The 23,813-nt window shown below is 61.1% G+C and carries 19 protein-coding genes; 5 read left to right on the top strand and 14 right to left on the bottom strand.

All coding sequences use genetic code 11. The features are described 5' to 3' along the window. Positions 1-26: 26 nt before the first annotated feature. The 11 genes from urtA to trpS form a co-directional block, all read right to left on the bottom strand. Positions 27-1,295 carry an urea ABC transporter substrate-binding protein gene (gene urtA / locus ATE40_RS03790; RefSeq protein WP_019454688.1) on the bottom strand — a complete coding sequence of 423 codons (1,269 nt, stop codon included), beginning with the start codon at positions 1,293-1,295 and terminating at the stop codon, positions 27-29. 35 nt (positions 1,296-1,330) lie between these two features. Beyond that, the gene (locus ATE40_RS03785; RefSeq protein ID WP_063919587.1) at positions 1,331-2,041 is read right to left on the bottom strand and encodes a GntR family transcriptional regulator; all 711 of its coding nucleotides are present in this window, start codon (positions 2,039-2,041) and stop codon (positions 1,331-1,333) included. A 14-nt stretch (positions 2,042-2,055) separates the two neighbouring features. Next, positions 2,056-5,676 (bottom strand): urea carboxylase, encoded by a 3,621-nt coding sequence (gene uca / locus ATE40_RS03780; protein ID WP_063919586.1) that lies wholly within the window; start codon positions 5,674-5,676, stop codon positions 2,056-2,058. Between the two features lie 2 nt (positions 5,677-5,678). Further along, positions 5,679-7,508 carry an allophanate hydrolase gene (atzF, locus tag ATE40_RS03775; RefSeq protein WP_063918987.1) on the bottom strand — a complete coding sequence of 610 codons (1,830 nt, stop codon included), beginning with the start codon at positions 7,506-7,508 and terminating at the stop codon, positions 5,679-5,681. Between the two features lie 253 nt (positions 7,509-7,761). Next, the gene (locus ATE40_RS03770; RefSeq protein ID WP_071891945.1) at positions 7,762-10,905 is read right to left on the bottom strand and encodes a right-handed parallel beta-helix repeat-containing protein; all 3,144 of its coding nucleotides are present in this window, start codon (positions 10,903-10,905) and stop codon (positions 7,762-7,764) included. Positions 10,906-11,095: 190 nt separating this feature from the next. Then, complete coding sequence (locus ATE40_RS03760; protein WP_019454693.1) at positions 11,096-11,560, bottom strand: YehS family protein; 465 nt, start codon at positions 11,558-11,560, stop codon at positions 11,096-11,098. Positions 11,561-11,669: 109 nt separating this feature from the next. After that, complete coding sequence (phnE, locus tag ATE40_RS03755; RefSeq protein ID WP_019454694.1) at positions 11,670-12,569, bottom strand: phosphonate ABC transporter, permease protein PhnE; 900 nt, start codon at positions 12,567-12,569, stop codon at positions 11,670-11,672. Further along, entirely contained in the window at positions 12,566-13,429 is an 864-nt protein-coding gene (phnE, locus tag ATE40_RS03750) for a phosphonate ABC transporter, permease protein PhnE (protein ID WP_019454695.1), read from the bottom strand. The genes phnE (ATE40_RS03755) and phnE (ATE40_RS03750) overlap by 4 nt, the downstream gene beginning before the upstream one ends. Before the next feature lie 78 nt (positions 13,430-13,507). Next, the gene (gene phnD / locus ATE40_RS03745; RefSeq protein WP_019454696.1) at positions 13,508-14,440 is read right to left on the bottom strand and encodes a phosphonate ABC transporter substrate-binding protein; all 933 of its coding nucleotides are present in this window, start codon (positions 14,438-14,440) and stop codon (positions 13,508-13,510) included. A 41-nt stretch (positions 14,441-14,481) separates the two neighbouring features. Continuing rightward, positions 14,482-15,315 carry a phosphonate ABC transporter ATP-binding protein gene (gene phnC / locus ATE40_RS03740; RefSeq protein WP_019454697.1) on the bottom strand — a complete coding sequence of 278 codons (834 nt, stop codon included), beginning with the start codon at positions 15,313-15,315 and terminating at the stop codon, positions 14,482-14,484. Positions 15,316-15,432: 117 nt separating this feature from the next. Beyond that, positions 15,433-16,440 (bottom strand): tryptophan--tRNA ligase, encoded by a 1,008-nt coding sequence (gene trpS / locus ATE40_RS03735; RefSeq protein WP_063918984.1) that lies wholly within the window; start codon positions 16,438-16,440, stop codon positions 15,433-15,435. Between the two features lie 290 nt (positions 16,441-16,730). On the opposite strand from trpS, the gene ATE40_RS03730 reads away from it, so the two are divergent. After that, the gene (locus ATE40_RS03730) at positions 16,731-17,606 is read left to right on the top strand and encodes an NAD(P)-dependent oxidoreductase (RefSeq protein ID WP_063918983.1); all 876 of its coding nucleotides are present in this window, start codon (positions 16,731-16,733) and stop codon (positions 17,604-17,606) included. A 33-nt stretch (positions 17,607-17,639) separates the two neighbouring features. Here the strand turns inward: ATE40_RS03730 and ATE40_RS03725 are convergent, their stop codons facing one another. The 3 genes from ATE40_RS03725 to ATE40_RS03715 form a co-directional block, all read right to left on the bottom strand. Beyond that, positions 17,640-18,167 (bottom strand): cysteine hydrolase family protein, encoded by a 528-nt coding sequence (locus ATE40_RS03725; protein WP_063918982.1) that lies wholly within the window; start codon positions 18,165-18,167, stop codon positions 17,640-17,642. 25 nt (positions 18,168-18,192) lie between these two features. Next, positions 18,193-19,296, bottom strand: a complete 1,104-nt coding sequence (locus ATE40_RS03720) for a suppressor of fused domain protein (protein ID WP_063918981.1) — start codon at positions 19,294-19,296, stop codon at positions 18,193-18,195. Positions 19,297-19,459: 163 nt separating this feature from the next. After that, a complete protein-coding gene (locus ATE40_RS03715; RefSeq protein WP_025160004.1) occupies positions 19,460-20,332 on the bottom strand; it encodes an oxygenase MpaB family protein in 873 nt (290 codons plus the stop codon). Positions 20,333-20,573: 241 nt separating this feature from the next. Here ATE40_RS03715 and ATE40_RS03710 point away from each other — a divergent pair, with 241 nt between their 5' ends. The 4 genes from ATE40_RS03710 (at position 20,574) to ATE40_RS03695 (ending at position 23,809) form a co-directional block, all read left to right on the top strand. Further along, complete coding sequence (locus tag ATE40_RS03710) at positions 20,574-21,017, top strand: acetyltransferase (protein ID WP_004939500.1); 444 nt, start codon at positions 20,574-20,576, stop codon at positions 21,015-21,017. 267 nt (positions 21,018-21,284) lie between these two features. Next, positions 21,285-22,310 (top strand): methionine ABC transporter ATP-binding protein, encoded by a 1,026-nt coding sequence (locus ATE40_RS03705; protein WP_019454704.1) that lies wholly within the window; start codon positions 21,285-21,287, stop codon positions 22,308-22,310. Beyond that, complete coding sequence (locus ATE40_RS03700) at positions 22,303-22,971, top strand: methionine ABC transporter permease (protein ID WP_019454705.1); 669 nt, start codon at positions 22,303-22,305, stop codon at positions 22,969-22,971. Before ATE40_RS03705 ends, ATE40_RS03700 begins: the two co-directional genes overlap by 8 nt. A gap of 19 nt (positions 22,972-22,990) precedes the next feature. Beyond that, positions 22,991-23,809, top strand: coding sequence for a MetQ/NlpA family ABC transporter substrate-binding protein (locus ATE40_RS03695; protein WP_019454706.1), 819 nt, complete (start codon positions 22,991-22,993; stop codon positions 23,807-23,809). Positions 23,810-23,813 lie beyond the last annotated feature (4 nt).

Here is a 23,813-nt window from a genome sequence, read left to right as displayed (position 1 = left end):
TTGGGCCGCGCCGGCGCTGAGTGACGTTACTTGCCGCCTTTCACCGGGTAATCCGGTTTTTTGTCGTTGCCGGCGATATACGGGCTCCACGGCTGCGCGCGCACCGGTGCCTCGGTCTGCCACACCACGTTGAACTGGCCGTTGCCCTCGATCTCGCCGATCATCACCGGCTTGTGCAGGTGATGGTTGGTTTTGTCCATGGTCAGCGTGAATCCCGACGGCGCGGCGAAGGTTTGCCCAGCCATCGCCGCGCGCACCTTATCGACGTCGGTGGTGCCGGCCTTTTGCACCGCCTGCGCCCACATATGCAGGCCGACGTAAGTGGCCTCCATCGGGTCGTTGGTCACCGCAGTGGCGTAATTCGGCAGGTTGTGCGCCTTGGCGTAGGCTTTCCACTGGCTGACAAACTGTTTATTGGTCGGGTTATCCAGCGATTCGAAGTAGTTCCAGGCCGCCAGGTTGCCCACCAGCGGTTTGGTGTCGATACCACGAAGCTCTTCCTCGCCGACCGAGAAGGCGATCACCGGCACGTCGGTGGCCTTGACGCCCTGGTTGGCCAGCTCTTTGTAGAACGGCACGTTGGAATCGCCGTTGATGGTGGAGATCACCGCGGTGTTGCCGCCGGCGGCGAATTTCTTGATGTTGGCGACGATGGTCTGATAATCGCTGTAGCCGAACGGCGTGTAGACCTCTTCGATATCCTTGTCCTGCACCCCCTTGCTGTGCAGGAAAGCGCGCAGGATCTTGTTGGTGGTGCGCGGATAGACGTAATCAGTGCCCAACAGGAAGAAGCGTTTGGCGCCGCCGCCGTCCTCGCTCAGCAGGTATTCCACCGCCGGGATCGCCTGCTGATTCGGCGCCGCGCCGGTGTAGAACACGTTCGGCGACATCTCTTCACCTTCGTACTGCACCGGGTAGAACAGCAGCCCATTCAGCTCCTCAAACACCGGCAGCACCGACTTGCGCGACACCGAAGTCCAGCAGCCGAACACCGCCGCCACCTTGTCCTGGCTCAGCAGCTGGCGCGCCTTTTCGGCGAACAGCGGCCAGTTGGAAGCCGGATCCACCACCACCGGCTCCAGCTTTTTGCCGAGCACCCCGCCTTTGGCGTTGATCTCGTCGATGGTCATCAGCGCCACATCCTTCAGCGGCGTCTCGGATATCGCCATGGTGCCGGAGAGCGAACTCAGAATGCCGACCTTGATGGTGTCGGCGGCCTGTGCGCTCCAGGCCAGGCCAAGGCCGATCGCGGCGGCGGACAGCGCAAAAGCTTTGATAAAACGACGACGTTGCATAGTTCAAACTCCTGATGTGTGTGAAATCAAAATCGTTACGCCGAGCGCGCAGGCTGATGAGCCCGCGCCTGGTGCAACATGTGCAGCGTTATTTTTCGTACCTCTGCCTTGCTGACGGCGATATGCTCGCCGAGCAGCGTTTGCGCCTCCCCGCTTCGCCGCTGCAGGATCGCCTGCAAAATGGCGGCGTGTTCGCGGTAGGTGGCGTCCACCCGCGCCTGCTGGGTGAAATCCAGCCGGCGAATGATGCGGATCTTTTCGGTCAGTTCGCGGTGAATGCGCGCCATTTCGCCGTTGCCCGCCGCGGCCACCAACGCCTGATGAAACTGCTCATCGTGCTGCGACACCGCCTTGCCGTCCGCCAGTCGCGGCGCTTCGGCCCAAAAATGGCTCAGCGCCGCCAGCGCGCCCTGCGTTTCCCCGGCTGGGCCTTCGCACAGCCGTTTCACCGCCTCTTGTTCCAGCACGATGCGCAGATCGTACAGCTCTTCGAAGTAGGCGAAGTCGAACGGCCGCACCTGCCAGCCGCTGCGAAACAGCACCTCGACATAGCCTTCACGCTCCAGCCGAAACAGCGCCTGGCGCACCGGCGTGCGGCTGGCCGCCATGCGCTGCGCCACCTCGCTTTCGCTGAAGCGATCGCCCGGCAGCAGACGAAACTCGAAGATGTCGGCCTTGAGCTGCAGATAAATGCGCTCCGCCAGCCCCTCCGGGCGCGCCTTGTGCTCTCCGTTGGTGATTTGCATCATCGATCCTCCGTTCAAACCGCCTTTTCCAGCCACAGCAGGGCGTCGCCCGGCCCGACCGGCCGCCCCTGCCGGCAGCTGATGCGCTTAACGATCCCGGCGCGCGGCGCAGTGACCGCCAGCTCCATCTTCATCGCCTCGACCACGATCAGCGGCTGCCCGGCCGCCACCGCCTGCCCCGGCTCCACCAGGATCTTCCACACGCTGCCGTTCAGATCGGCGCTGACCAGATCGCCGTCGATGGCGTCTTCTTCCACCGGCGGCAACAGCTGCGCCTCGGCCTCGTCGTCATCGCTGCGCCAGCGCGCCACTTCGGCGCTGAACGCCTGTTGCTGACGATGCTGGAAATCGGCGATCGCCCCGGCGTTGTCGGCCAGGAAATGGGTGTATGCGGCGAAGTCGAACTCGCTCTCTTCGATGCGCACCTGCATGCGCCCTTCGCGGAACGCTTCGCGCTGCTCGTCCAACTCTTGCTCGCTGACCGGGTAGAAGCGCACCTGATCGAAGAAGCGCAGCAGCCAGGGTTGACCGGCGGTGAACTGCGAGTTTTTGAGGAATTTGTTCCAGATCGGCAGCGTGCGCCCGACCAGCTGGTAACCGCCCGGCGAATCCATGCCGTAGATGCACATGTACATGCCGCCGATACCGACCGTCCCTTCGGCGGTGTGGGTGCGCGCCGGGTTGTATTTGGAACTCAGCAGGCGATGGCGCGGATCAAGCGGCACTGCGCAGGGCGCGCCGAGGTACACATCCCCCAGCCCGAGGATCAGGTAGCTGGCGTCGAACAGAATGTCGCGCACCTGCTCGCGTCGGCTCAGGCCGTTGATGCGCTGAATGAAATCGACGTTGTTCGGCAGCCAGGGCGCAGAGGCGCGCACCGTCTGCTGATAGCGATCCACCGCCCCCAGCGTGGCCGAATCCTCGAACGCCATCGGCAGCCAGACGGTGCGCGTCGGCACCTTCAGCCGGCTGACGTCCCCCAGCGCCCGTTCGCGCGCCAGCAGGCGCTGCAACAGGTCGGCCTGGCTTATCTGCCGGCTGTCGTAGCGGATCTGCAGCGAACGCACGCCCGGCGCCAGCTCCGCCACGCCCGGGATCGCCTCCTGGCGCAGCGACTGCATCAGCAGATGAATGCGCAGGCGCAGCGCCAGATCGAGCACGTTGTCGCCGTACTCCATCAGGATGTAGCCGTCCCCCGCTTGACGATACGCCACCGCCGGGCGCCCCTCCGCCGCCGGCAGCGCCGCCACCACCGCGGCGGAAACGGTATCCGCCGGGGCCAGGTCCGGCGGCGGCAGGGTGATGGCCTTCACCGCCGCCAGCGCTTCGATGCTGCCAAGCTGCGCCTGCTCCAGCGACTGCGCCTGCCGGAAGCCGATCGGATGGAAACGGATGCGGTCGCCCGGCTTCACCTGCCCCACTTTCCACAGTTCGGCCTTGGCGATGGTCACCGGGCAAACGAAGCCACCGAGGCTGGGCCCGTCGCGGGTCAGGATCACCGGGAAGTCGCCGGTGAAGTTGATCGCGCCGATGGCGTACTCGCAGTCGTGCACGTTGGAAGGATGCAAACCGGCTTCGCCGCCGTCCTCCCGCGCCCACTCGGGCTTCGGCCCCGCCAGACGCACGCCGAGGCGGTTGGAGTTGTAATGCACCTGCCAGTCGGTGGCGAAGAAGGCCTCTATCGATTCGGTGGTGAAAAAGTCCGGCGCGCCGTGCGGCCCATACAGCACGCCGATGTGCCATTGATCGCCGTAGTGCGGGATCAGGCTGTTGTCCATCGCCTGCGGCGCGGCGATCGGTGCCGGGGTGGTGCTGGCTGCCAGCGCCGGTTGAGCGATCGCCAGCATGTCCGCCACGCGCAAGGTGCGCCCGGCGTGGCCGCCGAACTGCCCGAGCGCGAAGGTAGAGCGGCTGCCGAGATATACCGGCACGTCGAAGCCGTTACGCACTGCCAGATAGGTGCGGCAGCCGTGCGTAGCGCGCCCCAGCGTCAGCACCTGCCCGGCCCGCACCGTAATCGGCCGCCAGTAAGCGACCGCTTCGCCGTCGAGATCGGCCGGGCAGCTGGCGCCCGTCAGCGCGATGGTGGCGTCGCAGTGAAAACGCAGCGTCGGCCCCTGCAGGGTAAATTCCAGCCCGGCGGCCGCCGGATGGTTGCCGACGATGCGGTTGGCCAGCCGGAACGCGAAGTCGTCCATCGGGCCGGACGGCGGCACGCCGATATCCCAATAGCCGAGGCGGCCGGGATAGTCCTGCACGCTGCTGTAGGTGCCGGGTTGCAGCACTTCGAGGCAATGCGGCTGGAAACGCACATCGTCCAGCAGGCGCGTCCAGACGTCACCGCGCTGAAATTGCGGCGTGGCGATCACCTGCCGCAGATAGTCGAGGTTGGTGGCGATGCCGTGCAGACGGGTCGCCGCCAGCGCCACGCGCAGTTTTTCCAGCGCGTGCGACCGATCGGCGCCGTGGACGATCAGCTTGGCGATCATCGGGTCGTAAAACGCAGAGACTTCGCTGCCGGTCGCCACCCAGCCGTCGAGGCGCACGTCGGTCGGGAAATGCACCTCGGTCAACACGCCGGGGCTGGGCTGGAAGTTTTTCAGTGGATCTTCGGCATAGAGGCGCACCTCAATCGCTGCGCCCTGCGGCGCGCGGTGCAATGCCGCCCAATCCAGCGCGTCGCCCGCCGCCACCTGCAACATGCATTCGATCAGATCCAGACCGGTGACCATCTCGGTAACCGGGTGCTCTACCTGTAAGCGGGTGTTCACTTCCAGGAAATAAAACTCGTCGCGTGCGGCGTCGTAAATGAATTCCACCGTGCCGGCGCTGCGGTAATTCACCGACTCGCCCAGCGCCACCGCCGCCCGATGCAGCGCCTGGCGGGTCGCCGCCGGCAGGTGCGGCGCCGGGGTTTCTTCCACCACCTTTTGGTTGCGGCGCTGCAGCGAGCAGTCGCGCTCGCCGAGCGCCACCACCCGCCCCTGGCCGTCGCCGAAAATCTGCACCTCGACGTGGCGTGCCCGATCGACGAAGCGTTCGATAAAGGCGCCGGCGTCGCGGAAGAACTGCTCCCCCAGCCGTTTGACGCTGTCGTACGCGTCGCGCAGCGCCGCCTCGTCGTCACAGCGCGTCAGGCCGATGCCGCCACCGCCGGCGGTGCTTTTCAGCATCACCGGGTAGCCGATGCGCGCAGCGGCGGCGACCGCCTGCTCAACGCTCTCCAGCAAGCCGGTGCCCGGCGTCATCGGCACCCCGGCCAACGCCGCCAGCTCGCGCGCCCGGTGCTTGAGGCCGAACTCGCGGATCTGCGCCGCCGTCGGGCCGATAAAGGCGATGCCCGCCGCCTCGCAAGCTTCGGCAAACTCGGCGCTCTCGGACAAAAAGCCGTAGCCGGGGTAGATCGCCTGCGCGCCGGTGGCGGCGGCCGCCGCAAGGATCTTGTCGATGCGCAGGTAGCTGTCGGCGGCCTTGTCGCCGCCGAGCGCCACCGCCCTGTCGGCTTCGGTGACATGCGGCGCATTGCGGTCGGCGTCGGAGTAGACCGCCACGCTGGTTATGCCCAGGCGTTTCAGGGTGCGAATGGCGCGGCAGGCGATTTCGCCGCGGTTAGCGATCAGTACGGTAGTAAACATGTTCATGCCCCCTTAACGCTGGCGAGATAGTCACGCCAGCCGCCAAACTCAGTGATATCCGTGGCGCCTTCCAGCGCCCAGGCTTCGCAGATAAACCCCTTTACCCGCCGGCCGTCCGCCAGCAGCAGCGTACCGATGCCCAATGGCGCCGGGATTTCCGCTACAAACTCGCCGAAACGGGCCAGCGGGATGTCCCACAGCTCAAGGTGGATCGCCGCCCCCTGTGCCGTGCGCGCCAGCCCCGGCTTTGGCGGCTCGGTATCGGCCAGCGCGTAGAGGCGGTAACAGGGAGCGGTAACGGTTTGCTCTACCCGCACCGCGTCGCGCTGCGTCAGCTGGACGTTGAGCGGCATGCCGCTGAGGTGAGCGCCTACTACCGCCAGACGCACGTGCCCTGTGGACGGTGCCGGCGCAGGCTGCGGCGGCAATACCCGGCCGATAGCCCCGAGCGGCAAGGCGCTTTGCCGTTGCCAGCGCAGGCCAAACGCCGCCAGCGCCCGGTCATGCCAGGCGGGCGCAATCAGGGTGATGCCCGCCGGCAGCCCGTCTTCGCGCAGCGGCCCCGGCAGCGCCAGCGCGCTCAGATCGGCCAGGTTGGTGAAATTGGTGTAAGTGCCGAATTGCGAGTTGAACAGCACCGGCTCTTGCGCCATCTCCGCCAGGGTGCGGATAGTGGGCGCGGTCGGCACCACCAGCGCGTCGAACGGCGCCAGCCGCTGGGCGATTTGCCGCGCCAATTCGGCGCGCAGGTATTCCGCCTTGTAGGCGTCGCAGGCGCTGTAGCTCAGGCCGTTGCCGACGATGCCGCGCACCACCGGATCGATGGCCTGCGGGTTCGCTTCCAGCACCTGCTCAATGGCCACGGTGCGCTCCGCTACCCAGGGGCCGTAATACAGCTGTTCCGCCAGGGTGCGAAACGGCGCGAAATCGAGGGGCTCCAGCGTGGCGCCGCCCGCCTGCAGCTGCGCCAGCGCACGATGAAACGCCCGCTCGGCCTGCACGTCGCCGAAAAACTCCAACTGGGCGGGAACGGCGAAACGCGGCGCGGCGGGAATATCCGCCGGCGCGGTATGCGGATCGGCGCGGGAATACGGATCTGCCGCGTCAAAGCCGCTCGCCAGCTCCGCCACCTGCGCCGCATCGGCCACCGTCAGCGCGAAGATCGAAACGGTGTCGTTCAACCGGCAGGCCGGCACCACGCCGCGGTTGGACAACCGCCCCTTGGTCGGCTTCAGCCCGACGATGTTGTTGAACCCGGCGGGTACGCGCCCCGAACCGGCGGTATCGGTGCCCAGCGCGAACGGCACCAGGCCGCGCGCCACCACCGAAGCGGAGCCGGAGCTGGAACCGCCGCTGACGTAGCGGTTGTCGAAGCTGTTGACCACCGCGCCATAAGGTGAGCGGGTGCCCACCAACCCGGTAGCAAACTGGTCGAGGTTGGTTTTACCGAGGGCGATCGCCCCGGCGGCGCGCAGCCTGGCGACCACGGTGGCGTCCGCCGCGGCCTGATAGGTGAACGACGGGCAAGCGGCGCTGGTCGGCCAGCCGCCGACGTCGATATTGTCTTTGATGGCAAAGGGTACGCCGAACAGCGGCAAGCAACTGAGATCGCCGGCGACCGCCTCTAGCCTCTGCGCCAGCTGCCGATACTGCTGCTCGCGCTGCGCCGGCGTGGCAAGATACAGCCAGGCGTTATCGTCCGGCTTCAGGCCGGCGATCAGCCTTTCGATCGTCGCACTGACGCAGGCGAGGCGCTCGCCCGCCGGACGGGTTTGATAATGGTGCTGCCATTCACTGAGGGTAAAACCGCACGCTTCAACAGGTTCGCTCATCGGCTGAATTCCATCTGGTACACAAGATGGGATTCAACAGAGCAACCGGCGTGCCAATTTTTAATCTCATGATTTCAATAAATTATAATTAAAACTTATGACAGCCCCGGCGAACGGGCTGCACCAGCGGCGCGCAACGGGAGAACAAAAAGAGTGCAGTAAGGGAATGATTCAGAGGAAAACCGGAGCGGCGAAACTCACCGCCCCGGAAGGACTATGTGGATAGATCAGCTATCAACCACAAGCCCTGTGTCTACCATGTGGTTAGAGCCACCCTTCTCCAGGTATTGACCGCCGTGCAAACATAAAAGAATGCGGAATCTGCCGACCATTGGCCGACGTTACCGGGGGCGGCAGCCGAAATGGGGACAGCGACTCTGACACCTACGGGATCTCCTTTCACGTTTGCTGAATCATAAATATTCAACACTTTTATGTGGCCAGAGGAGAATTGGTTATTCGGCCCACCAATAGGGTAAGCGCCATTGCCGGCCGGGTAGATACCGTTATCCGCAACCGTTAATTGCTTAGTGTACAACCCGCTCCATTTGAATGAAGGTTGCCCTAAGGCAGTCGCGAGATCCTTCTGCGGGGAAAAATCCGCAGGGGAAATGGATACGCCGCTGCTGGTCGTATTGTTATTAGCGCCAAGCGTAAACTTAGGTGCGAAACTAATGAAAGAAGCTCCGTCCTGCGCCAACCTGACGCCCGGTTCAAACCCCTGAAGGTTATTGCCTGGAGCAATACCGCCAAAGTAATGGTAGTTGGTATTCCCCCCTCTGGCGGCATAGCACAGGTTATCGGAGTCGTCCTTGATGCCATGAAAAATGGCCGGATAAGCGCCATTACTGGCCCTGTCCGCCAAGGACCACGGAAGCTGTCTCGGGGTCATATCAGCGATTGCCGCGTTGGAGAACCTTGTCGTATTACTCATCATGTTATCAAACACAAATGCCGCCACGATGCCGTTTACCGGCTCTGCCGCCACATTGTAAGTGGTATTACTCACGTTGTAGAAACCGCCTCGGCATTCAAAGAGGCTTCCATCACTCTGAAGAATGGTTTCACCTTCGCAAGTAAACTGCCCCAGGATGTTATCGGTGTTGGTTCGGGTGAGTTTAATAGCCGTCGCGCCGACGCCGCCGAACAGGTGGATATAACAGAAACCGTTGTACCAGCGCACCGTATTGGCGCTTCCTCTCAGCTCCAGCCCCACGCCGGCATCCGTATTTGTGCCACCATCCCCCGGATTGCCGGAGACTTTTATCTGACATTGAATTTCGTGGAACCCCACGCCATGGAAGGAGCTATCACCGCCATTGCTCTCCAGCAATATATTCGACAGCCCGCGATGAAACCGGCAAGAGTGAAAACTTACGAACTCGGTAAACGCCCCGGTATAGCCGTTCAACAGATGTAAGTTCACAAAAAACTTCATAATCAGCAATCGTTCATGCCGCATGAAACAGGAACCATTGATCCGATAGCCGGTACCCGTATATAACGCGCCCTTGGTCGGCGTAATCGTCACATCGCTGATATACCTGTTGGTATGGATCCCGGAACCGCCTTTCGACTCAAAACACGCATGATCATTAGACGTCGGCTTAAAGAAGAATTTCGTACTAATCCAATTTTCCCCCTCTATCGCAATGCCTTTATCTCCGGTGTAGTTTTCTCCACCTAAATTTAACGTATCCGTAATGTAATAGTTGCCCGCCGGAACATAGAGCTTCTTGTAGCCCTGGTTAATCGCATAGGCAATAGCCTGTTTAAACGCCTGCGTATCATCCGTACCAACGCCAGTCGCATCATTCCAATCGCCCTTTGCGCCGAACATCTGAGGGGTAATGTGGGCCACACCTTCATTCGGGAAGGAATACTGAATAAGCCTATTGCCCGTCACCCCAGCAATCGTAGAGAGAATCGGTTTAAAAGCGCAATCCCAGACGTTCTTGCCAATCAGGGTCGTTTCGTCAAATGCCCCGCCTAACTCCAGTGCCCGAGCAGGAGCAGCAAGCTTGATCACATTCCCTTCAATAATGGTGTTCTTCCCATTCAAAAAGCGGATATAACCAAAGCCGGCGTCCGTTACCCGGTTGCCGGAAAACACTGTGCGCTCGCCATACAGCTTGATCCATACCTGGCTGCTGCTCCATCCGGAATTGGTTATCTTGTTACCGGTCATCACGCAGCTATTGGCGAACAAGGCTACCTTACAGTTATTGATAATATTGCCTGAAAGGGTCGCCTCCGTTGCGGCAATGCCATTGAAGGCCGATGCCGTGGAAGTACCACAGAAGTTTAAAAAGTTATCTGCGATAACAGACTCAGCGACAGAAATATCGTTGTTACCGTGATAATCGATGCCATTTTCAACGGTATCTTCAACGTGATTCCCCATGATTCGGGAATTATTCGTAGGGATTTTAGTGGGGTTATTTACTAAGGAATAGTCGATCTGAATGCCGAACCTTTCGATCGTTTTGATGTAGTTATTAGAGATATTAATGTCACTGATTCCACCCAGTGCGATGCCATAGCTGGTATTAACAATATGGTTATTGGCAACGGTCAGGTCAGTGAATGAATAAGGCGTGCCGGTCACTTCATTATTCAATGTCACCCCACCCCCTCTTTGCGTATGCCCCGCCCCAGCAGGTTTAGCGGGTTTATGTCCATCATGAATATGATTGTTCACAATCAAGACGTCATAAGCATCTCGGTTCACGCCCGTTTTCAGCAGGATCCCGTCACCCTGGTGATTCGTCAGTTCATTATTCTGGATCGTAATATGGCGTCCGCCACGAACGGCGATAGGTTCTTCTCCCAGATCCTTAAGCAAATTGTTCTCAAGAGTAACGGACGTGCAGTCAGAAAGGCCCAAAGCATCGGTATGCATGCTGATGACGCAATTTCTCACGGTGAAGTTTTCACAACGGATGAAAGCCATGCCGGTACACGCGCGAGTGGCATACCACCAAATAGGATCGGCATCTTTCTGTGTCGCCTTTCTCGTAATCCTGAGATCCTCCACGAGGAAATTCGACTGTTCAACGGTATTAAAAATGTTGATTTGAGGCGTATCGTCATCCAGGTGAATTTCACCACCGCCATAAATATGGCAGTTGCTGGGGATCTGCAGAGGTTGCCAAGCCGGACCCAGCGTCAACCGATAGACATTCGCCATTCTGACCTGGCGTTTTTTTATCGATTTAGCGGCATCAATAGCCACTTTAGCGAACATGGCGCTGACAGCTTCTCGATCATCGGCCAGGCCATCGCCCACGGCGCCAAACTGTTCAGGGGTATATTCAGCAAATTCACCGCCGTCATTGGTCTCAGCGGCGGCATTTTTTGCGTTGAACAGCAGATCTTCTTTTGACATTTGAGCCATTGAATTACTCCTCTGGATTTTACGTTTCAATCAACATTGAACAAACCATGAAAAAGTAACCGGATAGGCGGCGCCCCCTCCATCGATGATGGATGGCTGAGGGCCTGTACAACAACGGCGGGCGGGAGAGAGAGATAATAAAAAAGGCGCAACCTTGCGATTGCGCCTGATGCTCGGTGAACGCTGCGCGTTACTCGCCGCGAACGCGCTGCGCCAGCCCTTTGAGGAAGTAGCGCAGCATCTGATCGCCGCATGGGCGGTAGTTCTTGGTGCCCTCTTTGCGGAACAGCGCGCTCAGTTCCGGCTTGGAGATGCGGAAATCCACCGCGGTGAAGATCTGGTGCATATCGGTGTCTTTCAGCTCGAACGCCACGCGCAGCTTTTTCAGCACCAGGTTATTGGTGATCGGCAGTTCAACCGCCGGCGCCGGGAACTTGTCGTCCTTGCCGCGTTTGAAGAACACCAAGCCGTTGAGGAAGTGCGCCATCACTTCGTCCGGGCACTTCTCGTAGCCCGGCTCACCTTCTTTGATCACGTAAGCGTCCATCGCCGACACCGCCACCTCGAAATTGTCCAGTTTGATAATCTCGACCATTTTGGCGTTGTTAATGCTCAGCATATAGCGCACGCTGCGCAGCACGTCGTTGTTCATCATGGGATTGCATTGCCTTTACTTGTCTAACGGGGACGTGCGCACATTGCGAAACGAAATGACTGCCACACACCTTGAATGTGCGGCAGTATAGGGATCGGCAAGGGGTTTCTCAATCGATTTGGCTTTTTTGCTGATACAGCGGGATATCTTCGCCGATGATGTACTTGTTGCGCAGCAGCGAAGAGACCTTATCCATGATCATCACCACCACCACCAGGATCAGGGTGATGAACATCACCACGTCCCAGTTCCACAGCCGCATGTTCTCCGCATACACCAGGCCGATGCCGCCGGCGCCGACGAAGCCCAGCACCGCCGCAGAGCGGGTGTTGGATTCGATCTGGTACAGGCTGAGCGCCAGGAAGGTGGGGAACGATTGGGTGAAGATGCCGTAGCGGTGCTTCTGCAACCCGTTGGCGCCCACCGCCGTCAGGCCGCGACTGGGGGACTTGTCCACCGCCTCGTGCCCTTCCGCGTACAGTTTGCCCAGCAGCCCGACGTCCTGCATCACGATAGCCAACACCCCGGCCAGCGGCCCCATGCCGACGGCGCGCACGAAGATCAGCCCCCAGATAGCCATGTCGATGCCGCGCAGCACGTCGAGCAAGCGGCGCACCAGCACCGAAATCGGCCGCAGCAGCGGCGTCGACATCACGTTGCGCGCGGCGAAGAACGACAGCGGCAGCGCGATCAGCGACGCGGTGATCGTCCCGGCGAACACGATGGCGATGGTGATGCCAATCTGCTGGAAGTAATACATGAACGGCCAGTTGACGAAGTCATGCCAGACGAACATGCGCAGGAAATAGCGCCCCAGCTGCTGGCAGCCGTTGATAAATTGCGGCCAGCTAATGCCGAAGACCAGGAAGAAGAACACGTAGTACAGCACGATCGCCAGCGCGATCAGGCCGACGGTGCGCAGGTAACGCCCCTGCTGCGCGAAGATCGCCGGATGCTGCTGTTTTAGCTGGCGCAGCGTTTCCGCCGACGCCGGAGTGCCCGCTGTCATTTTGCCCCCTCCACTACGCGCTTGCGCAGTTCGCCCGACACATAGTCGAGCACGGAAACCACCACGATGATCAGCAGCAGCGTCATGCTGACCTGATCGTAGCGGTCGAGTTTAATGTTGGTCATCAGCTCCTGGCCGATGCCACCCGCCCCCACCAGTCCCAAAATGGTCGACTGGCGGAAGTTGATCTCCAGCCGCATGAAGCTGTAGGAGAGAAACACCGGTTTCACCTGCGGCCACAGGCCGAAGCGCATGCGCTGCAGCGGCGTCGCGCCGCAGGCCGCCAGCCCGCGCACCGGCTTGTTGGAGGCGGTTTCGATCGATTCGTAGAACAGTTTGGTCAGGCTGCCGATGGTGTGCAGCGCCAGCGCCAGGAAGCCGGGAATGGCGCCGATGCCGAACGCCATCACGAACATCACCGCCCACGCCAGCTCCGGCATGGTGCGCAGAAACGCCACCAGCGTGCGGATCGCCAGCCGCACCGAGGCCGGAGTATAGGTGTTGCCGGCCGCCAGGAACGCCAGTACGGTCGCCACCAGCACCGAGAAAATGGTCGCCGCCAGTGCCAGCTGCAGGGTCTCCCAGATCAGCGGCAGCTGAATGTTCAGGCGGTAACCCCAATAGGCCAGCGAGCCTTCGGTGCGCCCGTCGGCGAACAGCAGGTGCCAGTGCAGCGTCGGAATGGTTTCGGCCAGGTAGTCGAAGAAGTGCGGAATAGACACCCAGACGGTGTGCAGGTTGAACTCGGCGAGGTTGCCGGCGCCCAGGTACAACACCACCAGCCCGAGCGACCACAACAGCGCTTCGCGCTTTTGCTTGCTGCGGATCCGTTGGTAATAGTGTGCGAAATCGGTATTCAAAACAGGTCTTCCATCTTTATGGAACAAGGGGTTCAGCACGCTGAACCCCTTCATTCGGACGGCCGAGGCAGCCGGGAATTAACGGTCGCCTTTGGTCAGCTCGCGCTTCATATCGATGATGTTCTGGTATTCCGCCAGGGTGGTGTCGCCGATGTGCTGCTTGCCGCCCATCGCTTTGATAAAGCACTGGTGATCGTCTTTATCCAGCTTCTTGATGGCGGTGACCACTTTGGCCTTGAAGTCGGCCGGCAGCGAGTTGCTCACCAGGATCGGGCCGTTCGGGATCAGCGGCGACTGCCAGATGATGCGGATCTGTTTCATCAGGTCCGGGTGATCCATGCGGATCATGCGGGTGAACGCGCCGCTGGTGTAGCCGGTGTTGTAATCGCCGATCATCGACGCCCAGGTTACCGCACCTTCGAACTGGCCGTTCAGCACGCCGAGGATGTCCTGCTCGTGGCCGCCGGAGAAGGTGACGCTGGAGAAGGTGTTGTTGTATTTGTTGTCGACCGTGCCGCCGAACAGCTTTTTAAACGCCTGGTTCGGGATCAGGAAGCCGGAGGTGGAGTCCGGATCGGCGAAGCCGATGGCCTTGCCCTTCAGGTCTTCCAACTTCTGGTACGGGCTACCGGCCTTCACCACCACGACCGAGTGGTAGCCGCGCGACTGGTCGACGTCGTCGACCGCGATGCCGACGATGTCCACCGCTTTCGGATCCTTGATATAGACCGAAGCGAACGAGGACGGCGACATGCTCAGCACCAGATCAATCTTGCCGCCCAGCAGGCCCTGGATCACGCCGGAATAGTCGGACGAGTTGCGCAGCTTGGTATCGACGTTCAGCTCTTTATCCAGGAACTGCTTCACGCACTGGTTATCGCCGATCTGCTGGGTGGCGTTCTGGCCGCCGAGAATGCCCAGGTTCAGCTCTTTCGGCGCATCCGCTGCGGCAGCATTAAAGACCATCATCGCGCCGGCCATCAGGGTGGTCAGACTCAATACTTTTTTCATTAGGTGTGCCTTGTGTGTAAAGGGTAAAGGTCAAAAGTGCTTCAATGGATCTGATTGGCTTCTTCGCCATACAGCTGGTGCAGGATCCGTTCGTTCAGTTGCGAAGGATGCCCGTCAAACACGATCTTCCCGTGGGCGATGCCGATCACCCGCGAGCAATACTCTTTCACCAGTTCGACCGAGTGCAGGTTCACCATCACCGCGATGCCGTCTTCGCTGATTTTCTGCAGCGCGTCCATGATGCGGCGGGTGTTTTTCGGATCGAGCGACGCCACCGGCTCATCGGCCAGCAGGATTTGCGGGTTTTGCATCAGCGCACGGCAGATGGCGACGCGCTGCATCTGGCCGCCGGAGAGGTGCTCGGCGCGCTGCAGCGCATGCGGCAGCATGTTGAGCCACTGCAACAGCTCGATGGCGCGAGCGCGGTCGGCGTCATCGAACAGTTTGAAGAAGGATTTCAGGGTAGACGTGTGGCTCAGACGACCCAGCAGCACGTTGGTCATCACGTCCAGCCGCGGCACCAGGCAGAAGTCCTGGAAGATCATGCCGCAACGCGCGCGCCACTGGCGCATCTGGCGGCCGGCAAGCTGGGCGATATCCTGCGCCACGCCATCGTCTTCGAAGTGCAACATCTCGCCGCAGCTGGAAGGGATGGTGCCGTTCAGGGTGTGCAGCAGCGTGGACTTGCCCGCGCCGGAACGGCCGATCACCGCCACGAACTCGCCGGCGTGCAGATCGAAGTTGATGTCATCCAGCACGCGCTGCTGCGCTTTGTAGGCCTTGCCGAGTCCCTTTACCGATAACACTTTGCGGGATGCGGCGGCGTGCTGCCCTGGGAAGTCGTGCTGTGCCAATTTTAACAGTGCCTGAGCCATATGATTTCTCTGGTTTCAGTGGCTAATCATTATGGGCACCTATTAACGAATAAGTTTATGACAGTGGGATGATGGTTTTATGGCCGGGGCGTGACGCGTGACGCCCCGGCGTGCGCATCATTCCAGGCTAAAGAAGTCCAGCCCCAGCGCCGCCTTGACCTGCTGCAGCGTCTGCTGGCTGACCTGATGCGCGCGGCGGGTGCCGTGCTGCAGGATGCGCGTCAGCTCGCCTTTATCGGCGATGAATTCGGCGCGGCGGGTGCGGATCGGCTCGAGCAGGCTCTGCAGGCAATCCTCCAGCAGCCGTTTGATTTTCACGTCCCCCAACCCGCCGCGGCGGTAATGCGCCTTCAGATCAGCCACCAGCGCGGCGTCGTCGCAGAAGGCGTCAAGATAGGTGAACACCATGTTGCCCTCCACCCGGCCGGGATCGCTGACGTTGAGATGACCGGGATCGGTGAACATGCTCATCACCGCCTTGTGCACCTCGTCGGCGCTGGCGCCAAGCTGGATGGCGTTGCCGCGCGATTTCGACATCTTGCCCTGCCCGTCCAGCCCCGGCAGACGCCCGACGTTGCTCAGCAGCGGCTGGCACTCCGTCAGTACCGGTTGGCCGACGATATGGTTGAAACGCCGCACGATCTCGTTGGTTTGCTCCAGCATCGGCAGCTGATCCTCGCCGACCGGCACGTGGGTGGCGCCAAAGGCGGTGATGTCCGCCGCCTGGCTGACCGGATAGATCAAAAAGCCGGCCGGCAGGCTGCGGGCGAAATCCTTCTCGGCGATTTCATTTTTCACCGTCGGGTTGCGTTCCAGCCGCGCCACGCTGACCAGGTTGAGATAGTACATCGTCAGCTCGGCCAACGCCGGCAGCGCCGACTGCAGGCAGATCGTGGTCTGGTGCGGATCGATGCCCACCGCCAGATAGTCGGCCACTACGTTGAGCACGTTGGCGCTGATTTTTTGCGGGTTGTTGCCGTTGTCGGTCAGGCCCTGCAGATCCGCCACCATCACCGTTTGGTTATGCTGGTGCTGCAGTTCGACGCGCTGGCGCAGCGAGCCGACGAAGTGGCCTAAATGCAGTGGGCCGGTGGCGCGATCGCCGGTAAGAATGGTGTAACTCATGGCAGTGCTCCTGAAGGTCAGTACACCGCCGGATCAACGCCACAAAAAATAATGCCGCCAAACCGGCGGCATTAAAAAGAGATGTGAATACTCGTGCCGCCTCAGAAAAGGCGCCACCATGACTGATTGTGGGTGGAAGGCATCGATATATTCATGCCATCAAGGTATACCCGCAGCGGCAGCACGTCAATAGCCCGCCGCCGGTGCGTAAGAAGGCGTTACACTCCGGCATTTGCGTTCCTGGCCCGGCGCGCTAGGGTAAAACCTTCAACCTGAAAAAGGAGCGCATGATGAAGATCGGATTTGCCGGACTGGGTGGGATGGGCAGCGCCATGGCGGCCAACCTGTTGCAGGCGGGCTTCGCATTAACGGTATGGAACCGCTCGCCGCAGGCGGCGCAGCCACTGGTCAGCGCCGGCGCGCGGCAGGCCGAGCGGCCGGAACAGTTGGCCGATGCCGATGTGCTGATCACCATGCTGGCCGACGATGCCGCCACGCAACAGGTGGTGGTCGACAGCGGGTTGCTGCAACGGATGAAACCGGGCGCGCTGCATATCAACATGGCGACCATCTCGGTCGAACTCGCCCAGCGTTTGACGGCGCTGCATGCGGAACACGGCATCGGCTATCTCGCCGCGCCGGTGCTGGGCCGGGTCGACGTGGCCGCCGCCGGCAAGCTGAATATTCTGGCGGCCGGCGAGAGCGAGCTGCTGAAGAAAGCGCAGCCGCTGTTCGATGCCCTCGGCCAGAAAACCTGGCACTTCGGCGCCGATCCGGCGCAGGCCAACGTGGTCAAGATCGCCACCAACTTTACCTTGGCCAGCGCCATTGAAGCGATGGCGGAAGGCAGTGCGCTGGTGCGCAACTATGGCGTGTCCGGCGCCGACTATCTGCAGATGCTGAGCAGCACCGTCTTCGCCGCCCCGGCCTATCAGGGCTATGGCGCGCTGATCGCCGCCGAGAAGTATTCCCCGGCTGGATTCCGGCTGGCGCTGGGGCTGAAGGACGTCGGGTTGGCGCTGGCCGCCGGCGCCGACAGCCATACGCCGATGCCGTTCGCCGGGGTGCTGAAAGACAACTTCCTCGACGCGATGGCGCAGGGGGATGCGGATCTGGATTGGGCGGCGCTGGCCAAGGTGGCGGCGCGGCGGGCGGGACTGAAATAACGAACGGGGGCCGAGGCCCCCGTTTTTCCGTAATCAGAACACGATGTCCGCCGCAGGCACGGCGCGGATCGGCACGCCGAAGCTGTCGATATTCGACAGCGTCTCGTTATGGTGGGTGCGGATCAGCAGGCCGTCGGCATAGGATTTGTCGTGGCAGGTATGAGCATCCGCCGCCAGCGTCACCGGATAACCGCGCGCCGCCGCGCTACGCACCGTGGTATCGATGCAAAACGGCGTGGAGTAGCCGCACACCACCAGCTGCGAAACGCCGTTGGCGATCAGCAATGCGCCCAGCGAGGTGCGCAGGAAGGAGTCCGGCGTGGTTTTCTCCACCCGGTGGTCGCCCGGCGCCACCGTCAACGCCGCAAGCACTTGCCAGGCGGCGCTGCCGTGCGGCAGTTCGTCGTCCGGCGTGTGGTGCTGAATCACGACAACCGGCGCGCCGGCCCGACGGGCGCGCTCGCTCAGCAGATTGATGCGCGCAACGGTGCCCGTGGCATCCGCCGGCGGCGGCGTAAACAACCCTTCCTGCACATCGATAATCAACAGCGCGGCGGTCATGGCAGCTCCTGAAGAGTCAATCGCATCAGCACACCGGCTGGCGCGGGCGGAAAATATGGTCGACGCCCTGCTCGCGCAGCCGGTTCACCAGATCGTGCCCGCCGTTCGGCGTGGCGTGCGCCAGTTGGCGTTCGGCGGTAAACACCGGGCTGGCCCAGAACAGGTTCACCGGGTCGCCGTACTGCTGCGGCAAAGCCAGGTGCGCGTTATATGGGTAGAAGGACGACGATAAAATATAGCCCTCGTAGCCCAGCGGCGCCACGTCCGACTCCAGCGTATGCCCTTCGCCGATCCAGGTTAGCCGCGCCCACGGCGCGTGCGCGAAACCGGCCAGCGCGCTGGCCATCTGCACCGCGTTGTCTTCGGTCATGTATTGACTGTCGATGGCGATCGCCATCTCCATGCGGCGATAGCGCGAAGCCTCGTCGTTGAACAGGATCTCCACCCACGGCATCGGCCGGATGCTGACCCCCATGGTGAGAAAGTAATAAATGCCGTCGCGCTCGTGCTGGGTGATGGCCATCGGCGGCCACTTGCCCTGATCGATGGCGTAGTATTTTACCGAGGGGCCGAAATGCTGCTCATAGCGCGCCTGAAAATCGCGCTGCATCTTCGGCCACGGATTGCCCTCTTCACGCTGCCAGCTGCGCCAGAATTGGCGGGTGCTCTCCGCCTGCGCATATTGCGTGTTGGTCGAGGCCGAGCCGAGCGGATAGGCCAACGGGCTCTCCTTGATGCAGCTGGCGGAATAGCACACCGAATGGTCGATATACAGGCTCCAGCCGGGGATCACCGCCAGCAGTTGGCCGTAATACCACAGGGCTGCGCCGTCGTCGCTTTCGCTCCACACCACCATCAACCCTTCCGGGTTCAGCGGCGCTTCCCCTTCCAGGTTGCGGCAAAACTCCGCCGCCAACATCGGCGGCTGCCCTTGCTCCAGCGCGGCGCGATCTTCCTGCAGCGGCGCGGCGGCCAGATTGCGCAGCCAGCAGGCACGCACCTGATAGCGATCGCTGTAGGCTTCGGCGGGATAGATGTAAAAATAGGCTGCCCGGTGATCTTGCTGAACCACCGCGACCAGCGTCTGGTTCTCATTGCTGACTTCAGCAAGTACGTATGATTCGTTCATATCACCTCAATAGGGTCAGGGCGCGGCAGAATCGGCTGCGCGCCAAAAATGGAATGTGGCTTTGCCCCCAAGTGTAAAACGCATTACTGGCCGGATCACCCGTAAAAGTCTCAAAAGCGGCCGTAAACGAAGATAAACAAAGACTAATTATAGCGGCTGTGGCTTATGACGGCTGAGTAATGCGCCGCACCGCGCGCTGATAGGAGCCGTTGCGCATCGACGCGCCCAGCACCTTGCCGAGGCCTGCGGCGCCCGTTCGCACCAGCCGCCGCCGCAGCGCGCCCGGCTGAAAACCGAACTGCCGCTGCGCCCAATCGGGCAACAGATCGATGCCCGCCTGCATCACCACCCTGCCGAGCGGGCGCGCCAATGCGCTCGGCGCCGGCGCCTTCAGCAGAATGCGTGCCACCTCTTGAGTCCGTTCGTCGCACACCAACTGCGGCCGCATCGTCTGCAGGTACTCTTCGACCTCCGCGCAGGACTGGGGGATGGCGGTCGCCCCCAACGCAGCGGCTATCCGCGCCGCTTCGCGATAGTATTGATCCTGTAAATCGCGGGAAAGATGGGGATTACGGTAGCGCAGGTGGCTGGCCAGAAAACGGCTGCTCTCCGCCACGTGAACCCAGGTGAGCAGCGCCGGATCGCTGGCGGCATAAGGCGTGCCGTCGCTGCCGACGCCGGTCACCCGCAGATGGATGGCTTTGACTTTGGCGATCAGCCGCTCCGCCTCGGCGGTCGGGCCAAAGGTGGTGACCGACACGAACTGGCTGGTGCGGCGCAGGCGGCCAATCATATCTTCGCGGAAGTTGGAGTGATCCCACACCCCGGCCAGCGCCAGCGGATGCAGCATTTGCAGCAGCAAGGCGCTGACGCCGCCGCACAGCATCGGGGTGAAATCGCGGTGTACCTGCCAGATGACCGACTGCGGGCCGAACAACCCCGGATCGCCCGGCGGGTTCTCGAAGTCGACGCCGCCGAGCGCCAGCCCGGTCAGGCTGAGTACCTGTTTTTCTATCGCTGCGCGTACCGCTTCCATCCTGCCGCCCTCTTGCTGGTTCAGCGGCCAGTGTATCATGCGGCGAACGCCTCATTGCGCCATGGGCGGTTGAAAGCATTAACTTGCTGAATTACAGTTGTTATACCGCTTGCAAGAAGGCGGGCTTATTCGATCCACTGCAGAGGCGCTTTGCAGGGCGTTAACCCACGTTAATTCGGCACTAACCCCACAAAACCTCTATCTAGTTTCTTTTCCTTCAACTTAGATAGCAGAGAGTTCGATGATTACCATCAGAGCACGCGCGGCGGAAGACAACGCGCAATTGGCAGATATCTGGCTGCGTTCGGTGCGCGCCACCCACCATTTTTTAACCGAAGACAACATCGCGCAGCTGTTCCCGCTGGTGTTGAATGACTACCTGCCCGCGGTGAACGTCTGGGTGGCCGAAGACCGACCGGGGCATCCCTGCGGCTTTATCGGCCTGAACGGCAACAAGGTGGAGATGCTGTTTATCGATGCCGATCAGCGCGGCCAAGGCGTGGGCAAAGCGCTGTTGACCCACGCGGAAACGCTGCACGATGAGCTGCAGCTGGACGTGAACGAGCAAAATCCGCAGGCCAGCGGCTTTTACCGCCACTATGGGTTTGTCATCACCGGCCGCTCGCCGCTCGACGGCCAGGGCAACCCGTTCCCGCTGCTGCACATGAAGCTGGACAAACGCTAGCCCGCCATCGCCGGCCGCCCTGCGGCCGGTTTTTCCCCTCCACCTTTCGCCCGCCGTTATATATATCAAACAAGAATAAGTAATAGATTTTACATTCTTCCTGTCACTATAAACCCTCGGTAGGATTGCCCGGTATTCACCCGCAACAGCGGTTCCGTCCGCCACTTCCCGCCGGGCTGTGCCCCGCCGATAAGCCGAACTATCCCTGTCCGGCGCAACGCGTTCCGGACGGAATGCTGTGATGTATCGATAAGGATTCGCTTCGCTATGATCGTTCTTTCGAACGTTTGCAAAACTTTTGACAGCACTCAGGGCCCCGTCGTGGCGGTAGACGACGTCAGTCTGGCGGTAGACGCCGGGCAAATTTACGGCATCATCGGCTACAGCGGCGCCGGTAAAAGCACGCTGATCCGCCTGCTCAACGGGTTGGAAACACCGACCCGCGGCCGCATTGAGGTGGGCGGTTTCGACATCGCCCGCGCCAAAGGCAGCCATCTGCGCCAGGCGCGGCTGAAAATCAGCATGGTGTTTCAGCACTTCAACCTGCTGTGGTCGCGCACAGTCAGCCAGAACATCGCGTTTTCCATGCAGATCGCCGGCGTGCCCAAGGCGCGGATTGCGCCGCGCGTGGCGGAGTTGATCGCGCTGGTCGGCCTGCAGGGGCGCGAAGACGCCTACCCGTCGCAGCTCAGCGGCGGCCAAAAACAGCGCGTCGGCATCGCCCGCGCGCTGGCCAATAACCCGAGCGTACTGCTGTGCGACGAGGCCACCTCGGCCCTCGATCCGCAGACCACCGACGCCATTCTCGATCTGCTGCTGGACATCAATCGCCAGCTGAAACTGACCATCGTGCTGATCACCCACGAGATGCACGTGGTGCGCAAGATCTGTCACCGCGTGGCGGTGATGGAGAACGGCCGCATCGTCGAAGAAGGCCCGGTGCTCGACGTCTTCACCCGACCGCAGCAGCCGATCACCCGGCAGTTCGTCAAACAGGTGTCGCAATATGCGGACGCCGAAGAGAGCTTCAACCCACGGCTCACCGCCCACCTACCGGGCGCGATCTTCAAGCTGACCTTCGTCGGCGTGCAAACCCATCAGGCGGTGATTTCCGAGGTGATCCGACGCTACGCCCTGACCGTCAACATTCTGCACGGCAAGATCAGCCACACCCTCAACGGTTCGTACGGCGAACTGTACATCCACGCCGAAGGCAACGAACAACAGGTCGCCGACATGCTCAAGTTGCTGAACGAAAGAAACATCGCCGTCGAGGTTATCCAACATGATTGAATCCCTGTTCCCCCACCTGCGTCTGGATCAACTGTGGGACGCCACCTGGGAAACGCTGTACATGACCGGTCTCGCCGGTTTGGCCACGCTGGTGCTGGGTATGGTGCTCGGCGTGCTGCTGTTTTTAACCTCGAAAGGGCAGCTGTTGCAGAACCGAGCGGTCTACTCGCTGATCTCCGTGCTGGTCAACGTCTTCCGTTCCATTCCGTTCATCATTCTGATCGTACTGCTGATTCCGTTCACCAAGTCGCTGATCGGCACCATTCTCGGCGCCGACGCCGCCCTGCCGGCGCTGATCGTCGGTGCGGCGCCGTTCTACGCCCGGCTGGTGGAGATTGCGCTGCGCGAGGTTGACAAAGGGGTGATCGAGGCGGCGCGCTCGATGGGTGCCAAAAACCGCACCCTGATTTTCCGCGTCTTGCTGCCGGAGAGCTCGCCGGCGCTGGTTTCCGGCATCACCGTCACTCTGATCGCACTGGTGAGCTACACCGCGATGGCCGGGGTGATCGGTGCCGGCGGCCTGGGCAACCTGGCCTATCTGGAAGGGTTCCAACGCAACCACAGTGACGTGACGCTGGTGGCGACGCTGACGATTCTGCTGATCGTTTTCGTCATTCAGTTTATTGGCGACACCCTGACAAGAACGCTCGACAAACGTTAATTAACCAAGGAAAACGATGATGAAAAAGCACCTACTGATGTTGGCTTTCGCCTCCGTCGCCACCCTCGCCTCCTATGGCGCCGCCGCGGCGACCAAGCTGGTGGTCGGCGCCTCCAACGTGCCGCACGCCGAAATCCTCGAACAGGCCAAACCGATACTGGCGAAGGAAGGCATCGATCTGCAGATCAAGCGCTTTCAGGATTACATTCTGCCGAACACCGCCCTGGCCAGCCACGACATCGACGCCAACTACTTCCAGCACGTGCCTTACCTGAACTCGGTGCTGAAAGACCATGCCGATGACAAGAGCTACGACTTCGTCAGCGCCGGCGCGATCCATATCGAGCCTATCGGCATCTACTCGAAGAAGTACAAAAGCCTGAAAGATCTGCCGGACAACGGCAAAATCATCATGCGCGACGCGGTGGCGGAAGAAGGCCGTATCCTGTCAATCTTTGAACAGCAAGGCGTGATCAAGCTGAAACCGGGGGTGAGCAAGGTGGACGCGCGCATCGCCGACGTGGTGGAAAACCCGAAACACCTGAAGTTCCAGGCCAACGTTGAGGGCGCGCTGCTGCCGCAGATGTACAACAACGACGAAGGCGACGCGGTGGTGATCAACGCCAACTACGCCATCGACGCCGGGTTGAATCCCACCAAAGACCCGATCGCGGTCGAAAGCGGCGAAAACAACCCGTACGCCAACATCATCACCGTGCATAAAGCCGACGTGAACAAACCGGAGATCGTGGCACTGGTGAAGGTGCTGCACTCCAAGCCGATTCAGGACTTTATTCGCGAGAAGTACCAGGGCGCGGTGATCCCGGTCAATCAGTAATGCT

It is taken from the genome of Serratia surfactantfaciens (assembly GCF_001642805.2).
Taxonomy (GTDB): domain Bacteria; phylum Pseudomonadota; class Gammaproteobacteria; order Enterobacterales; family Enterobacteriaceae; genus Serratia; species Serratia surfactantfaciens.
The sequence above is the reverse complement of the archived record's forward strand: the minus strand, read 5'-3'. Positions and strand labels throughout refer to the sequence as shown.

What these genes read in the sequence shown, in the direction of transcription:
- urtA (WP_019454688.1), bottom strand. Translation starts at nt 1,295, where the DNA reads ATGCAACGTCGTCGTTTTATCAAAGCTTTTGCGCTGTCCGCCGCCGCG.
- ATE40_RS03785 (WP_063919587.1), bottom strand. Translation starts at nt 2,041, where the DNA reads ATGCAAATCACCAACGGAGAGCACAAGGCGCGCCCGGAGGGGCTGGCG.
- uca (WP_063919586.1), bottom strand. Translation starts at nt 5,676, where the DNA reads ATGTTTACTACCGTACTGATCGCTAACCGCGGCGAAATCGCCTGCCGC.
- atzF (WP_063918987.1), bottom strand. Translation starts at nt 7,508, where the DNA reads ATGAGCGAACCTGTTGAAGCGTGCGGTTTTACCCTCAGTGAATGGCAG.
- ATE40_RS03770 (WP_071891945.1), bottom strand. Translation starts at nt 10,905, where the DNA reads ATGGCTCAAATGTCAAAAGAAGATCTGCTGTTCAACGCAAAAAATGCC.
- ATE40_RS03760 (WP_019454693.1), bottom strand. Translation starts at nt 11,560, where the DNA reads ATGATGAACAACGACGTGCTGCGCAGCGTGCGCTATATGCTGAGCATT.
- phnE (WP_019454694.1), bottom strand. Translation starts at nt 12,569, where the DNA reads ATGACAGCGGGCACTCCGGCGTCGGCGGAAACGCTGCGCCAGCTAAAA.
- phnD (WP_019454696.1), bottom strand. Translation starts at nt 14,440, where the DNA reads ATGAAAAAAGTATTGAGTCTGACCACCCTGATGGCCGGCGCGATGATG.
- phnC (WP_019454697.1), bottom strand. Translation starts at nt 15,315, where the DNA reads ATGGCTCAGGCACTGTTAAAATTGGCACAGCACGACTTCCCAGGGCAG.
- trpS (WP_063918984.1), bottom strand. Translation starts at nt 16,440, where the DNA reads ATGAGTTACACCATTCTTACCGGCGATCGCGCCACCGGCCCACTGCAT.
- ATE40_RS03730 (WP_063918983.1), top strand. Translation starts at nt 16,731, where the DNA reads ATGAAGATCGGATTTGCCGGACTGGGTGGGATGGGCAGCGCCATGGCG.
- ATE40_RS03725 (WP_063918982.1), bottom strand. Translation starts at nt 18,167, where the DNA reads ATGACCGCCGCGCTGTTGATTATCGATGTGCAGGAAGGGTTGTTTACG.
- ATE40_RS03720 (WP_063918981.1), bottom strand. Translation starts at nt 19,296, where the DNA reads ATGAACGAATCATACGTACTTGCTGAAGTCAGCAATGAGAACCAGACG.
- ATE40_RS03715 (WP_025160004.1), bottom strand. Translation starts at nt 20,332, where the DNA reads ATGGAAGCGGTACGCGCAGCGATAGAAAAACAGGTACTCAGCCTGACC.
- ATE40_RS03710 (WP_004939500.1), top strand. Translation starts at nt 20,574, where the DNA reads ATGATTACCATCAGAGCACGCGCGGCGGAAGACAACGCGCAATTGGCA.
- ATE40_RS03705 (WP_019454704.1), top strand. Translation starts at nt 21,285, where the DNA reads ATGATCGTTCTTTCGAACGTTTGCAAAACTTTTGACAGCACTCAGGGC.
- ATE40_RS03700 (WP_019454705.1), top strand. Translation starts at nt 22,303, where the DNA reads ATGATTGAATCCCTGTTCCCCCACCTGCGTCTGGATCAACTGTGGGAC.
- ATE40_RS03695 (WP_019454706.1), top strand. Translation starts at nt 22,991, where the DNA reads ATGAAAAAGCACCTACTGATGTTGGCTTTCGCCTCCGTCGCCACCCTC.